Below are 14,313 nucleotides of genomic sequence, written 5' to 3'. Positions count from 1 at the left end.
AAATCCCTTCCCGCGCCATTCAGTATGCCATGATGTTCCATCCGGCGTGGAAGCGAAACAGGGTGGCATGATCGCGGCGCATGCGGATTGGAGCATGGTGCCCGGCAAGCGCTGGATCGCGCGGGCCGAGCGCCGGGGCGACCGCTGGCTGGCGCAGGTGCCGCGACTGGTCGGCGATGTCACGGACCTTCTGCCGGGGCTGCTGGCGGAGGGCCGGCCGGTGGCACTCGGCCTCGACCTGCCGCTGGGTGTGCCACGGGACTGGGCGCTGGGCCGGGCGGAGCCGGATTTTCCGGCATTCCTCGCCGGGCTGGTTGGCGACCCTGGCTTCTTCAACGTGGCGGCGACGCTCGATAGCGTTTCCCCGGCCCAGCCCTTCTATCCGGCGCGCGGCATCAAGGGCATGACCCGGGCGGCGCATGCGGCGGCGCTGGGGCTGGCCGGACCCGCCGGCCTTTCCCGCCTCTGCGACCGGGCCACGGCCCTGCGGCCGGCCGGCGCGCCGGTGTTCTGGACCCTTGGCGCCAACCAGTCCGGCAAGGCCGCCATCGCCGCCTGGCGGGACTGGATCGCGCCCGCGCTGGCCGCCGACGCGCCCATCTCCCTCTGGCCCTTCGCCGGGCCGCTGCACGGGCTGCTCGCCCCGGGCCGCGCCGCGCTGGCCGAGGTCTATCCGGCGGAGGCGCTGCGCCAGCTCGGCCTGAAGCTGGCCGGCAGCAAGCGGATGCAGGCGCCACGCCGCGTGCTGGCCGAGGCGCTGCGGGCCGCCATGGCCAGGCTGCGCGTGGACCCCTCCCCTGCCCTGGCGGACCTCATCGCCGATGGCTTTGGCGCCGATGCGACCGGGGAGGATCGGATGGACTGTGTGCTCGGCCTGCTGGCGCTGATCGCGGTGCTAGATGGCGCCCAGCCGGACCACATTCCCGACGACCCCTGGATCCGCCGCTGGGAAGGCTGGGTGCTGGGACAGACCGAGATGCCGAGAACGGGCTACGCAATCTCCGGATAGAGCCCCGCCGCCCGCGCCGTCTGCTTGGCCAGCGCCACCAGCAGGTCGAGCTGCGGCGTCGGCGTGCCGGTCAGCCGCGCGAGATGCAGTGGCATCTCGAACAGCCCGTCGATCTCCATGGGCCGTCCCAGCTCCAGATCCTGCAGGATGGAGGGCTTGTGCATCATGTTGGATTGCGACACGCGCTCGATATGCGCATCCGGCAGCGCCACGCCGAGGCTGGCCGCGATGGCCTGCGCCTCCAGCGCGCTGCGCCGACCGGCCTCCCGCAGCAGCGGGTCGGCGAAGCTGTCGCGCACACCACGCCGCGTCAGCACGCAGAGCGGACCATTGGCGAGGTTGCCCAGAAGCTTGGCCCAGACCTCCAGCCGGATCTCCGGCGTCACCGGGCTGGGCATGCCGCCCGCCTCCAGCGCCGCGGAGATCGCCTTGGCGCGGTCGGAGATGCGGCCATCGGGCTCGCCGAGGATGACGCGGATATTGCCGTGCTCGGAATGCACCACGCCGGGGGCGATCACCTCGCTGGCCGAATAGACCACGCCGCCGATGGTGCGTTCCAGGCCGATGGCGGATTCCAGCGCGCCACCGGGATCGACGGCGGGCAGCCGCATGTCGCGATGCGGGCCATCCTGGCCCAGGAAATACCACCAGGGAATGCCGTTCATGACGAAGGCGACGGCGGTGGCCGGCCCCAGCAGCGGCGCGATACCGGCGGCGACATCCGGCAAGGCCGGCGCCTTCACGGTGACGATCACCGCATCCTGCGGCCCGAGGTCGCGCGGATCGGCGCTTGCCCTGGGGCGGCTGTGATGCGTGCCGTCATGCGCCTGCACCGTCAGCCCATTGGCCTGGATCGCGGCGAGATGGGCGCCGCGCGCGACCAGCGACACCTCCGCCCCACCACGCGCCAGGCGCCCCGCCAGATGTCCGCCGATCGCGCCGGCGCCGTAGACGCAAATCTTCATGGAGAGGGAGTCCCTGATCGATGCCGCCGCTACAACAACGCGGCGAGCTTGCGCCTCGCCGTGCCGCTGTCATGCAGTTGCAGAAGCTTATCGGGTTCCGAGACGAACCATGCAAATGACCGCCAGGCGAGCGACGGCATGCCGCGCCGGGCCGGATCGGCGCCACGGTCGCGATAGGCGGTGACGAAGGCGGCGTCCTCGGGCCGGTAGGCGCGAGGGCTGGCGGCGATCAGATCGAGCAGGGCGCGCTGGCGCTGTTCGGTCATGGGACCGTCGGAGGCCACGACCTCCACGAAGACCAGCAGCACCTCCCCCGCACGGCCGGGCGGGTCGAGATCCACCAGCACCACATCCGGCAGCATCGTCGCGGCATCCAGGCTGATGCCGAGCGCGCGGGCCAGCGGCGCATCCCGGAAGGGCATCTTGTTGCCGCTGTCGCTGATCCAGGCGACGCGCGGATTGCCGAGGAAGGCCGGCGCGAAGACCTCCACCACCGCCTTGGTGATGATCGGGCTGGGGCCGGGCGGCAGGATGATGGAAGGGCCGCCGGGACATTGCACGGTGATGTTGTCGCTCGCCGTGCTGGCGCTGTTCCGCACCAGGGCGGCGCGGGCGAGCGCGGCGGGCGAGAGGTTCCGCCGCCGCCATTCCGCCGCCGCCGCCGCCAGCCGCACGGCGTCCAGGCCCGGCTCGAACAGCGCGGCGAAATCCGCCTGCAGGGCGTAGCGGCCGAGCGGCGACGTGGTGGCCAGGCCGCCGCGTTCCACCATGGCGTTGACGCGCACCAGGCCCTGCCGGATCACCTCGTCCCGCAAGGGCTCCCGCGTATTCTCCGCATACCAGCGACCTTCCGGCGACGGCGCCTTGGCCGCGGTCATCGCGACGTAGTAGGCACCGCGCGCCGTGTCGTCGTCCCGCGCGGCCTGGTCGTCGCTCATGCGCACCACATGGCGCGGTGCGATCCAGCGATCGGCACCGGCCACCGCGCCGACATAGAGCGCGGTGAAGACCGTGCGTGCCGTCATCTCCCGGATCAGATAGCCGCGATCCGGCGTGCCTTCGGGAAAGATGGCCAGAAGCCGCGTGCGCATCTCCTGCCAGGGGATCAGCGGCGGCAGGCTCATCCGACCGGCTCGTAGAGGCGCGCGATCGCGGCCTCCACATCCGGCTCCGCCAGCGCGGCCAGCAACTCCTCCGCCGTCGGCAGTGGCATGGCCTCCAGCTCCGAGGCGCTGACCGCGACCGATGCGTTGATACAGCGCAGCACGCGATCCGCCGTGCCGGTGGCGAGGAAGGCGGCGACGGCCGCCAGCGGGACCTTCGGGCCGGCATCGCGCAGCATGGGCAGCACCATGTTGAGATGGTTCTCGACCGTGACGCGGCCATGCCGCGCGATGACCTCGGCGGGCAGTTCGGCCGAGATCAACCGGCGATGCTGTTCCTTCGCCGTGGTCCGCTGCACCAGGATGCAGGGCCGCGTGACGATATTGGGGTCATCCGGCCCGCTCGGCTCGAACCAGGGCGCGTGGTTGCGCTTCGTCGCCCGCAGGATGAAGCGGCCATCCTGGGTGACCGCCTCCGCCCAGATGATGGGAATGCGGTGCCGCCCCGGCCGCGCATGCAGCCGCGCCTTGTGGCGGTTCCAGACCAGCGGGCCGGTCGAGACCGCATAGCCCCAATCGGCCAGGCGCGACGGCATCTGCCGCATGCGTTGGACGAAGGCCGCATCGGCGGCGCTGCGCGGCAGCACCCAGGGACCTTCCGGATCGTCGGGCAGCATCAGCACCCCGGTCGGCAGCCGGATCAGCGCGCCGTGCTCGGCCCGCATCACGGCACAGGTCGCATGGCGTTCCGCGCGGCCGCGCCGGAAGGTGGAGAGCGCCACTTCCTGAAGCACATCCGCGAAGGCCTCCCTGCGGCTTTCGAGCAGGTCGATCGACACGGGCGGGGCCTGTTCCTGCAAAAGCCGGCGCAGTGCCTTGAAGTAGTGCCCGGCCAGGAAGCTCGCGGGGGTGAGGTAGGCGATGATCCCGCCATCCGGCTTCGCCAGATGCACCGCCAGGTCGGTGAACAGCCCGTAGAGGTTGGGGTGGCCATACAGGCTGCGGCCGAAGCGTGCGCGCGTCCCGGGCGTATCCTTCACCTTGCCGAAGGGCGGGTTGCCCATGACGAGATCATGCAGCCCGGCGGCATCCTCGAACCCGCACAGCGCATCCCGCGCCTCGGCGACCGGCCCGAGGCGCCGGCGCGCCGCCGCCACCAGCGGCAGGGCCACCACCTCCACCGCGAGATGGGCCAGCCATGCGGCGAAGCCATCCAGGTCCCAGCCCCGCAGGCGGGAGCCGAGCGCCGCGAGGGCAATGGCGGGTGCGGCACCATCCATGGCGGCGCACATCCGCGCGGCGGCTTCCACGAGGAAGGCGCCGCCGCCGCAGGAGGGATCGATGGCCCGGCCGCTGCGCCAGTCATGGCCGGCGGCCTCCGCCTGGTCGAGCAGGCGCCGGACCAAAGCAGGCGGGGTGTAGAAGATGCCGTGGCTGGTGCGATGCGCCGGCGGCAGGGCCTGGGTGTAGAGCCGGCCGAGCGCCGCCACGGCCTCCGCCACCGGCAGCCGGGCAAGGTCGCGCCCGAAGGCGCGCGCCTCGGCGGTCGTGGGCGGCGACAGCTCGGCCAGCGCCAGGCCCGCGGGAAGGGTCGCGGCCGCGAGCCGGCCGGCAGCCTGCGCCCTGGCGCTGGCCTGCCACCAGGCGAGGGCGGCGACATGGGCGACCGCGCGCGCCGCCTCGACGCTCGCGGCATCGGCCACCGCGGACAAGGCGCGCTGACGGGACAGCAGCGCGGCGCCTGCCTCATCCGCCTTCGCCCTACCCACTGCCCCTGCCCGCGCCATGGATCCCGCCCGCGATTCGCGCGCGATGATGCCCTGCGAACACGCCCCGCGACAGCGGCCCCGGGTGCCGGTGCGGCGGAGGCTGGAGGTCCTTGGCGGGCCGCGGTTGCGGCTGCCTTTGGCGCGCCAGGACCTCGATCACGCGACGCGGCTCAGGCGGAGCGTGAGAAATGCCGGGGCACCGGCACGCGCCCTTGCGCCCAGGCGGGGGTCTCGATGCGGGCGGCTGCCGGCGCCCCCGGCCAGCCTGGCTGATCCCGGGCCATGCCCGCCGCGTCCCGCACCCGCAGCCAATAGGCGATGGCCGCGACGGTCACCACCGGGCCGGGCGCATACATCACCGAATAGACCGCCGAGCACATCAGCTCGAACATCACGTAGTTCAGCAGGGCACAGCGGAAGGGGTCGTCGTCGCGCACGGCGTGGGCCGTGGCCAGGGCCCGCAGATGGACGAAGGCGATCAGGGCGGTGCCGACCAGCCCGTATTCCATGACCACGCCCAGCCAGCCGATGTCGGCCAGGAAGAATTCCGCATTGCCGAGGAAGTCGGCCATGGTGATCGAGGAAAAGGACGAGATCGAGCCGGAGCCGAGCAGCAGCTTCACCGGGTCGCCACTCATCCAGTCCCAGGCCATGGCGACAGAGCGAAGGCGGATGAACAGGGATTCGTCGAAGGTCCGGGCGAGCAGTTCCGGCACCTGCGGCCCGACGATCATGATGACCCCCAGGGCCGGCACCATGGCCAGCGCGCCGAGCCCCCAGCGCCAACGCCCCGGCAGCCGTGCCAGCAGGACCCAGGTCAGGATGATGATCGAGACACCGGTCGGCAACCGCGCCTTGTAGATGGTAATCATGGCGACGATCGCGCCGATCAGCAGCAGGAACTGCCAGAGCCGCCATTCGCGGGCCAGCCGCTGGCCGAGCCAGAACAGCGCGACCTCCGCCAGCATCATCGGCATGCGGATGTAGTTGCCGCGCCCCTCATCCCAGGAGAACAGATTGGCGCCGAATGGGGTCGGCTGGAACGCCTCCGCCGGAACCACCACCCACATCAGCACCATGACCACGAAGGTCGCCACGCCGCAGCCCACCGCGGCGCGTGCCAGTGTTTCCTCCGAGGGCCGCAGCAGGATCAGCGCCGCGGCGAACGAGAAGTAGAAGGTCAGCGGCCATGCCTTCACGGTGGACAGCAGCGCATCCACCAGGCCGTTCGGCAGGTACAGCAGCGACAGCACCGGCGTCAGGAAGATCGTATAGGCGGCCAGCAGCAGATAGGCCGGCCCGTCCGGCAGCCGCAGCGCCAGCATGGCGTAGAGGATCAGCGGGAACAGCAGGACCGGCCAGAGCTTGGCCAGGTAGTAGATCGGGCCGGCTTCCTGCTTGTAGTGGAAGATCTGGAAGAACATCGGCAGCAGCAGCCACCACCACAGACCGCTGGTCCGCCATTTCGACATCATCGGGCGCCCGCGGCGGGGACCAGGTTGGGGGCCAGGTCGCGCAGTCCGCGGCGGACGCCGCTCGCCAGCAGCGTCACCTGCACCACCCCCCCCAGGGCGATGGCGAGCAGCGCCCCCGGCGCGTCCAGCAGCAGCAGCATCGGCGCCATCGCCAGGGCGCAGACCAGGGCGCCGCCGATCTCCGCCATGGCCAGGGCGCGCAGCCGCCCCAGCACCTGAAGGCCCGCGAGGCCGGCCACCCAGAAGCAACTGATCGCCATGACCACCGACCAGAGCAGCACCAGCTTCTCCAGCCCCGCATAGCGACCGCCGAAGACCCAGGCGGCGATCCAGGGCCAGAGGGCCGCGACGACGCCCCCCAGCAGCAGCGTGGCGCAGGCCGGCCCCAGGGCGCCGATCGTCAGCAGGCGCCAGAAGCCCGCCGCATCCCCCTCATGCCGCAGCCGTGCCAGCGGGCGCCGTGCCGCGGCACCGAAGGCGCCTGCCAGCAGCGTCGCCGGGCGCAGCATGGCCTGCGCCGCCGCCAGCCCGGCCAGCGCCGCCGCGCCGAACCAGGCGGGAACGACGAAGATGTACAGCCGGGTGAAGACCTCATTGCCCAGCCCCGCCGCCAGCGACCAGCGCGACCGCCGCGCCAGCGCCCGCCAGCGCCGCCGCGCCCCCGCGCCGAAATCCATCGGCCACGGGCCGCCCAGGCGGCGGATCACGATGGCACCCGCGACCCCCTGCGCCAGCCCGTTCAACGCCAGCAGCAGCGGCACCGAGGGCGTGCGACCCAGCACCAGCTCCGCCCCCATGCCACAGCCCACGGCCAGCAGCGGTGCCGCCGAGATCGCGGCGGCGGCGCCCAGCGCGCCATGCGTGGTCGCCAGGACGCGCGCATGCAGCGCCAGGATGGTGCAGGGCAGGAACAGCGCCGCGATCCACAGCCCGAGCGTCGCGCCCAGCCAGGGCACCACCAGCAGCGTCAGCAGCCCCATCAGCAGGGCCAGCAGCAGGTTGCCCGACAGCAGCACCCGTTCCGCCCGCCTCCGGCCCGGGGAGGGCGCGGGCGGCAGCCGGTAGAGGTGGACGGAGGTGAAGGCCGCCGCCAGCGTGCCCGCGACCAGCGCGGAATTGGCCCAGAACACGTAGCTGCCAAGCTGCTCGGCGCTGCCGCGGCGGATCAGCCACAGCACGGTGCCGAGCGACAGCAGCGCGGTCAGCCCCTGCTCCGCGCCCGCCAGCCCATAGCGCAGCCCGGCCGCGCGAAGGCGCTGCGGGTTCAGATGAGGCCCCGTTGGCGTCGCGCCTGGATGGCGAGGCGGAGCAGCGGCAGCAGGTCGGCGGCATAGCGGCGGCCGAGCCGGCGCGGCTCGGTCACGGCGCGGTGCAGCCATTCCAGCCCATGCCGGCGCATCCAGGGCGGCGCGCGCGGGGTCAGCCCGGCGGCGAAGAGCAGGCCACTGCCCACCGCCAGGCCGGTGCCGCGCGCCAGCCCCCGCGCCGCCACGGCCTGGAGCAGGCGTTCCGAGCGTGGCGCGCCGGTGGCCACGAAGACGAGCCGGGCCGGATGGGCCTCGATGAAGGCGATCGCCGCATCGCGTGCCGCCGGACTGTCCATAAAGCCCATCGGCGGTTCGTGCTGGGCCAGGTGGTGCAGGCCGAAACGCGCGGTCAGCGCCGCGACCAGAAGCGGTCCGCCACCGATGATGGTGACATGGTCCTCCGGCCGCAGCACGCCGCGGAGCAGTTCCAGGCACAGGTCGCTGCCCGCCGCGATCGGCACCGCCTGCCCGGTCGCCCAGCGATGCAGCCGGGCCAGGATGCCGCTGTCGTTCAGCCGCAGCCAGGCGCCGTCATGCGCAGCGCGCAGTTGGGTGGAAGGGTCCTCCGCCAGCACGAGGATCTGCGCATTGATGGTGGCGACATAGGCGAAGTTCGCCGCCGGGTCGCGCGCCGCGATGGCGGCGGTCGCGGCGGCGAGGTCCAGCGCGGCGACCGGCACCCGGCCGAGCAGGTTGATCTCCCGCATCGTCACAACCCGGCGCCGCTCGCCGGGTTGCGGTTCACGGCATAGGAGAAGCTGCGTGAGAAGGGGACGATGCGGTTGATCGCCAGATCGACCCACTGCCCGACCTCGCCCAGGCGCGAACGCGGCACGAAGACGATGTCGCCGGAGGCCAGCGGCACGTCGCCGGTCACCTCCGCCCCCGACAGGAAGGCGTTCAGGTTCACGGTGCGCAGCATCGGCCGGTCCGTCGGCGAACGCCGGATCAGCACCACCTGGTCCATCCGTCCCTCCTCGTCGAGTCCGCCGGCCAGGGCCACCATCTCCGCCAGCCCCTGCCGCCCGGTCAGCGGATAGGCGCCGGCGCGGCGGACGGAACCGCCGACGAAGACCATGGCGGAACCGGCCTGTTCCAGCCCCGCGGTGACGATCGGCGTGGTCAGGATGCGGCGGGAGGCCTCGGCGATGGCGACCTCCAGCTCCGCGGTGGTGCGCCCGCCCGCCTCCACCCGCCCGGCGACGCGCAGCGAGATGGTGCCGTCCGGGGCGACCAGCGCGATCTCATTCACCTCCGGCGTCAGCAGGAACTGCACCTTCACCCGGTCGCCCGCGCCGAAACGGTAGGGGGCGGGCGCGTCGGTCCAGGCGGCGAAGCCTTCCGGCATGCGTTCCTGCGGCCGCACCGATTGGGTCGTGGCGAAATTGGCAGTGCCCGGGGCACAGGCCGCGAGGCCGAGCAGCGCGAGCAGCAGGCCGGGAACCAGGCGCATCACGCCACCAGCCGGGCGAGCCGCGCCGGTACGGGCGCACGCTCCCCGCTCATGACGAAGCCGACCAGCCGTCCACCGGCCGCGAGCACCGCGTCGCGGGCGGCGCGGGCGACGGCCTTGTCCGTGCCATCGGCGCGCAGCGCCAGCACATTCGCATCCACCAGGGCGGTCAGGCGGCGCATGGCATAGCCCTCGGCATCCGTCGGGGCGACCAGGATCACGAGGTCGAGGTCGTGGCGCAACCGGTCGAGCAGTGCGACGGTGCGCTCCATCCCCGCATGCGGGTCGCCCAACAGGCTCTCCCGCGCGCCATAGGCGACCCAGAGATTCGGCAAGACGGTGTTGAAGGCGAGGAGCTGTTCCGGGTCCTGCGGCTCATGCACCGGGTGGGAACCCATGGCGGCCATGAAGTCCCGGCCATCGCTCTGCAGGTCCGCCAACAGGGTTCGCAGGCCGCGCGTGCGGGCGGCCTCCGCGGCCATGGCCAGGGCAATGGCGCCGCGGCCGTCATCCTCCCCGGTCGCGACGAACTGGATCAGCGAGAGCCTTTCCCCACTCTCCCGCGCATCGAGCAGCATGGCGGTGAGGTCGGTGATGGCGGGCGTGGCCTTGCCACCGGCCAGCCGTGCCTCGGGCGCGATCGAGGCGAGGCCGGGCATGCCGAGGCCGCGGGCGGCCTCATCCGTGGTGGCGAAGCTGCGGCGGAACAGGGTCAGCAGCACCGCCGTCGCGCCCGCCGAGACCACACCGCCAACCAGACCCATGACGATCAGGGCCAGGCTCAGGTCGCGCGGCCGTGCCGCGGCCAGCGGCTGCTGCGCGACGATCACGGAAGGCGAGCGGGAGCGCCGCGCATCTTCCCCGATCCGGGCGCCGGTCTCGCGCCCGGCGACCTGGCGGAAGGAGGCATCCAGCGCGTCGCGCCGCCGGCCCATGTCGTTCAGCGTGGCTTCGCTGCGCAGCAGGGCGGCGGCCCGCGCCTCCGCCTCGCCGGCCTGGCGTTCGAGTTCCGCCATCTGCCGGCCGGTCGCATCGGCCTCGACCTCCAGCGTCGCGATACGCAGGGAAAGCTGCTCCACGGCCGGGTTGCGCACCTGGCGCACCGTTTCGAACCGGGTGTTGCGGTTGGTGGCGATGCTCTGCTGCAGCGTGGCGATGCGCTGGTCCAGGTCGCGCAACGGTGGCCAGTCGGGGGCATATTGCGCGGCCATGCGGCGGCGTTCCAGCACCAGGCGGGTCAGCTCGTTGCGGCTTTCGTCATTGGGCGCGAGGTTCGTGGTCTCCGACGCCGCGACGACTCGGGCGGGATAGACGGCCAGCGCCGACCGCGCCGCCCGCAGCTGCGCATCCGTCGCGGCCTTGCGTTCGCGCAGGGTGTCGATGCGGCTGACGATGCTGGCGATCCGCGTATTGGCCAGTTCGATATCCTGCGGCAGGTGCAGGATGCGTGTCTCGGTGCGCAGCCTGGCGATGGCCTCGTCCAGCTCGCGCAGATCGGCCGCCATGCGCTCCGTCTCGACCGAAAGCAGTTGGGCATCGGCCTGCGCGAAGATCGACTGGCGATGCGCCAGATAGGCGTCGAAGACGCGCTGCATGGCGACCACCGCGCGTTCGCTGTCGGGCAGTGCCACCACGACGCGCAGCAGGTTGGAGGTGTTGGAGGACAGCACCATCATGGCGGCGCGGAGCCGCCGCGCGGTTTGCGGGATGGAGACCTGGGCCGCCGGCAGCAGGCCGAACAGGCGAGGCGCACCGGCATCGGGGAAGATCGCCTGCAGGCCGTCGCCGCTGAGGGCGCGGCGGAGCACGACATCGGAGATCAGCAGATCAACCTCGGACTGCACCACCTTGGGCATGTCGACGCTGACGACGTTGGGCCCCGTGCCCGTCAGATCCGTGGCGCCCACGCTCTCACGGCTGACCTGGACCAGCAGCAGGCCCTCCGCCGGCCAGCGCAGGGGTATCAAGGCGGCCGCGACCAGCGCGATGACGACCGGCGCCAGGAAGGCCAGCAGGATCAGCCGCCAGCGGATGAAGATCGTGGTGAGGATATCGCGCGGTGCCAGGCCGAGGCTGGATGGCGGCAAGATGCGCGGCGCCGCCTCCTGCAAGGCGGCACGCCGAGGCGCGCTCGGGACCAAGTTCATTAGCGGAAATCCCGGGACAATATCCCAAACCTAGGTCCAAGGTGAGGTTTCAAGAAATCGATCTGGCTCACCCAAGCTGCCGCATCGACATGTTACCGTAGCGAGCTGCACGCACACAGCTTTTTATTGTTGCCATGCGGCATCGCGATTGCCAATCCATAATTGGCGCCACCATCCCCCCGAAAGGCACGAACTTGCAGAAGATGGACGATCAAATTCTCATCCTGGGTGCAGGCGGCTTCATCGGCCGGCACATGCTGGCCGGACTGTCCCGCGCCGGCTTCGCGGTGGTGGCGGGGACGCGCAGGCCGCTCGCGGCCCCGGCCTCGACCACGGGTGCGACCCCGGCCTTCGAATGGCGCGCGGTGGATGCCGGCGACCCTGCCTCGCTGCGCGCCGCGCTGGCCGGTGTCCGCGCCGTGGTGAATTGCGTCGCGACCGAGCCTGCCGCCATGGCGGCGGCAACCCGGCATCTGGCGGCCGAGGCCGGGTCGCGCCGGATCGTCCATCTCAGCAGCATGGCGGTCTATGGCGCCGCGACCGGGCTGGTCGATGAGGACGCGCCGCTGACCCCCCAGGGCGCCTATGGCGAGAGCAAGGCCGAGAGCGAGCGCCTGCTGACCGCCCACGCCAAGGCGGGCGGGGAGGTGGTGATGCTGCGACCGGGCTGCGTGCATGGCCCGGGTTCCGAAAGCTGGACGGCAAGGCCCGGCCGACTGCTGCGCGCGGGGCGCCTGGGCGATCTCGGGCCCGGCGGCGACGGCATCTGCAACCTGACGGCGGTGGACGACCTGGTGGCCGCGACGGCGGCGGCGCTGCGCCTGCCGGCCGCGCCAGGCCTGGTCTTCAACATCTCGGACCCCGCGCCGGGCGACTGGAACAGCTATTTCCTGGCCCTGGCCCAGGCGATCGGCGCCACGCCGCTGCGCCGTATCGCGGGCCGGCAGATGACCATCGAGAAGCTGGCCGCCTATCCCCTGAAGGTGTTGGAAATCGCCGGGCGCAAGGCGCGGCTGCGCATGCCGGACCCCATCCCGCCCTCTCTGCAACGGGTGTTCCAGCAGGACATCACGCTGGACCACCGCCGGGCGGATGCCGGTTTGGGCTTCGCGCGCACGCCGCCCGCCGCGGCGCTGGCCGCCGCCGCCGCCTGGTTCAACGCCGCGGGATAATACCAGCGGACCGGTCTCTTGACCGGTCCGAGCGCCCGAATGGGCGCCGCCGCTTATGCATCGCGCCAGAGGCGCGCCTCCGGCGCGACGAAGCCAAGGAAACCGGAGGTTTCCGCCCGTCACGCCTTGGGCGTGCCTCCGGCACGACTGAGGGGGCCCAGAGCGGTCACGCGATAGGGCCATCAGTATAGATCATCAGCCCGCCGCGATCGGCGGCGGCGCCAATTCCCGCTTCAGCCGCGCCGCCAGCCGCAGCGCCAGCGCCACCACGGTCAGGGTCGGATTCGCCTGGCCGGAGGTGGGGAAGACCGCGGCGCCGGCGATCCACAGATTCGCCATGCCATGCACCCGGCATTCGGCGTCCACAACGCCCTCGGCCGGCGTGGCGCCCATGCGCGCCGTGCCGATATGGTGCCCGCCATAGGCGCCGTCGCGCAGCATGTCATGCGCCACCTCCGCCGGGTCCGCCTGAAGGCTGCCATGCCCCCAGCGCGCCAGATCCTCGGCCAGCAGCCGGAAGCAGGTCTGCGCCGTGCGGATATCCCCCTCCGTGCAGCGCCAGTCGACGCGCAGCCGCGGCATGCCCAGCGCATCCCGGGACTCCGCCAAGGTCACGCGGCTGTCCGGATTGGGTTCCTGCTCGCCGTGATAGTCGAGGGAATAGACGTTGCGCGGCGGGCGCACGATGATCGACGGGAACTTGCGCGCGGCGAGCCGGCGCTTGCGCAGCATGGTCCAGGCGAAGCCCGTGGCGCTGAACGGGTCGGTCAGCAGGTTGCGCACATGGCGCAGCGCCACACCCTTGCCGCCGGCCGGCTCGGCCAACCGCTTGCGGTATTCATAGGGCAGCAGCCCCCGCGCCAGGTAGAGCGCCGACAGCACGCCGCTGCCATGGGCCGGATCCGGAATCCGGGGGAAGTGCAGCCGCATCACCGCATTGCCGATGCGGTGCTTGCTCTGGGCGGCCTCCGTCACCTGAAGCCGGCGGCGGAGATAGGTTCCGTCCTCCGCCACCTCATAGCCAGGCCGCACCCGGTCGGGCGGCACATGCAGCCGCAGCCGGCCGGAGGTGCCGGCGATGTGCGACATGTAGTAGCGCCCGACCAGGCCCTGGCGATTGCCGATGCCGTCCTGATGCCCCGCCCCGCGGGACGCCAGCATGAGGCGCGGAGTCTCAAGCCCACCCAGGGCGAGAACCACCTGGGTTGCCCGCACCGCCACCCGCCGCCCATCCAGGGTGCGCAGGTGCAGGGTTCGCACCGAATGCGCCCCCTCCCCCAGCTCGATCGCGGTGCAATTGGTGCCGAGCAGAACGCGGAGGGCCTCGCTCGCGGCCAGGCGGTGGCGGTAGCGGGCGGCGAAATTGGTGGGCAGCGAGAATCGCTCGATGGCGTCGGTGGTGAAGTCCCGCGGTGTGAAGCCGGCGACCATCGGGCGCATGCCGCCCGGCACCGCGCTGGCGGCGTTGTAGTCGAAGGCGCCCGCCTCGCAGATCGCGTTGGCCTGCGGATACCAGGCCGTGAGCGCTTCATGGCCGAAGGGCCAACCGGAATGCGGAATCCAGGGCCGCGCCCGCAAATCCAGCGGATCGAGCGGGATGCAACGACCGCCCCAGAGGGTGGTGGAGCCGCCGAACTGCCGCTGCCGATAGGTGTCGGTGGGCGGATGCAGCGCGGTGTCGGCGACCTCTCCGGCATAGAGCGCCTGCGTGGCCGCCTCCGCCTGGTCACGCCCGGACTCGACGAGCACCACGCGTATCGGTCCGCGCAGGAATTGCAAGGCGAGAGTCACGCCGGCCGCACCGGCACCGACGATGCAAAGCTCGGCATCCAGCGCCGTGTCTTGTTCCAGCGTCGCGGCATCAATGATCATGACGTCAGGATGGCCCGATGTGATTCGTTAAGAAATAGCTA

Annotated in this window: 11 protein-coding genes; 2 read left to right on the top strand and 9 right to left on the bottom strand. The window is 71.9% G+C overall.

What is annotated here, in order from left to right; all coding sequences use genetic code 11:
* The first annotated feature begins 46 nt into the window (after positions 1–46).
* On the top strand, positions 47–1,009 hold the full coding sequence (locus tag JJQ90_RS14250; RefSeq protein ID WP_329959445.1) for a hypothetical protein: 963 nt from the start codon (positions 47–49) through the stop codon (positions 1,007–1,009).
* On the opposite strand, the gene JJQ90_RS14245 is transcribed toward JJQ90_RS14250, so the two are convergent.
* The 8 genes from JJQ90_RS14245 to JJQ90_RS14210 form a co-directional block, all read right to left on the bottom strand.
* Positions 991–1,974: a ketopantoate reductase family protein gene (locus tag JJQ90_RS14245; protein ID WP_216876506.1), complete on the bottom strand. Its 984-nt coding sequence runs from the start codon at positions 1,972–1,974 to the stop codon at positions 991–993. The genes JJQ90_RS14250 and JJQ90_RS14245 overlap by 19 nt on opposite strands.
* 29 nt (positions 1,975–2,003) lie before the next feature.
* The gene (locus JJQ90_RS14240; protein ID WP_216876504.1) at positions 2,004–3,098 is read right to left on the bottom strand and encodes a BsuBI/PstI family type II restriction endonuclease; all 1,095 of its coding nucleotides are present in this window, start codon (positions 3,096–3,098) and stop codon (positions 2,004–2,006) included.
* A complete protein-coding gene (locus JJQ90_RS27495; RefSeq protein WP_216876502.1) occupies positions 3,095–4,846 on the bottom strand; it encodes an Eco57I restriction-modification methylase domain-containing protein in 1,752 nt (583 codons plus the stop codon). The genes JJQ90_RS14240 and JJQ90_RS27495 overlap by 4 nt, the downstream gene beginning before the upstream one ends.
* Before the next feature lie 170 nt (positions 4,847–5,016).
* Entirely contained in the window at positions 5,017–6,318 is a 1,302-nt protein-coding gene (locus tag JJQ90_RS14230; RefSeq protein ID WP_216876500.1) for a hypothetical protein, read from the bottom strand.
* On the bottom strand, positions 6,318–7,499 hold the full coding sequence (locus JJQ90_RS14225) for a polysaccharide biosynthesis protein (protein WP_216876498.1): 1,182 nt from the start codon (positions 7,497–7,499) through the stop codon (positions 6,318–6,320). Before JJQ90_RS14225 ends, JJQ90_RS14230 begins: the two co-directional genes overlap by 1 nt.
* Positions 7,500–7,585: 86 nt before the next feature.
* Positions 7,586–8,335 (bottom strand): WecB/TagA/CpsF family glycosyltransferase, encoded by a 750-nt coding sequence (locus tag JJQ90_RS14220; RefSeq protein ID WP_216876496.1) that lies wholly within the window; start codon positions 8,333–8,335, stop codon positions 7,586–7,588.
* 2 nt (positions 8,336–8,337) lie between these two features.
* Complete coding sequence (locus JJQ90_RS14215; RefSeq protein WP_216876494.1) at positions 8,338–9,081, bottom strand: polysaccharide biosynthesis/export family protein; 744 nt, start codon at positions 9,079–9,081, stop codon at positions 8,338–8,340.
* Positions 9,081–11,168: a GumC family protein gene (locus JJQ90_RS14210; RefSeq protein WP_216876492.1), complete on the bottom strand. Its 2,088-nt coding sequence runs from the start codon at positions 11,166–11,168 to the stop codon at positions 9,081–9,083. The genes JJQ90_RS14215 and JJQ90_RS14210 overlap by 1 nt, the downstream gene beginning before the upstream one ends.
* Positions 11,169–11,431: 263 nt before the next feature.
* Between JJQ90_RS14210 and JJQ90_RS14205 the strand changes: the two genes are divergently transcribed.
* A complete protein-coding gene (locus JJQ90_RS14205; protein ID WP_216876490.1) occupies positions 11,432–12,400 on the top strand; it encodes an NAD-dependent epimerase/dehydratase family protein in 969 nt (322 codons plus the stop codon).
* Positions 12,401–12,595: 195 nt separating this feature from the next.
* Here JJQ90_RS14205 and JJQ90_RS14200 read toward each other — a convergent pair whose 3' ends face one another.
* Positions 12,596–14,272: a GMC oxidoreductase gene (locus JJQ90_RS14200; RefSeq protein WP_216876488.1), complete on the bottom strand. Its 1,677-nt coding sequence runs from the start codon at positions 14,270–14,272 to the stop codon at positions 12,596–12,598.
* Positions 14,273–14,313: the final 41 nt, after the last annotated feature.

Source organism: Falsiroseomonas oleicola, from assembly GCF_019029495.1.
GTDB lineage: Bacteria > Pseudomonadota > Alphaproteobacteria > Acetobacterales > Acetobacteraceae > Falsiroseomonas > Falsiroseomonas oleicola.
This window is presented reverse-complemented; position numbering and strand designations above follow the sequence as displayed.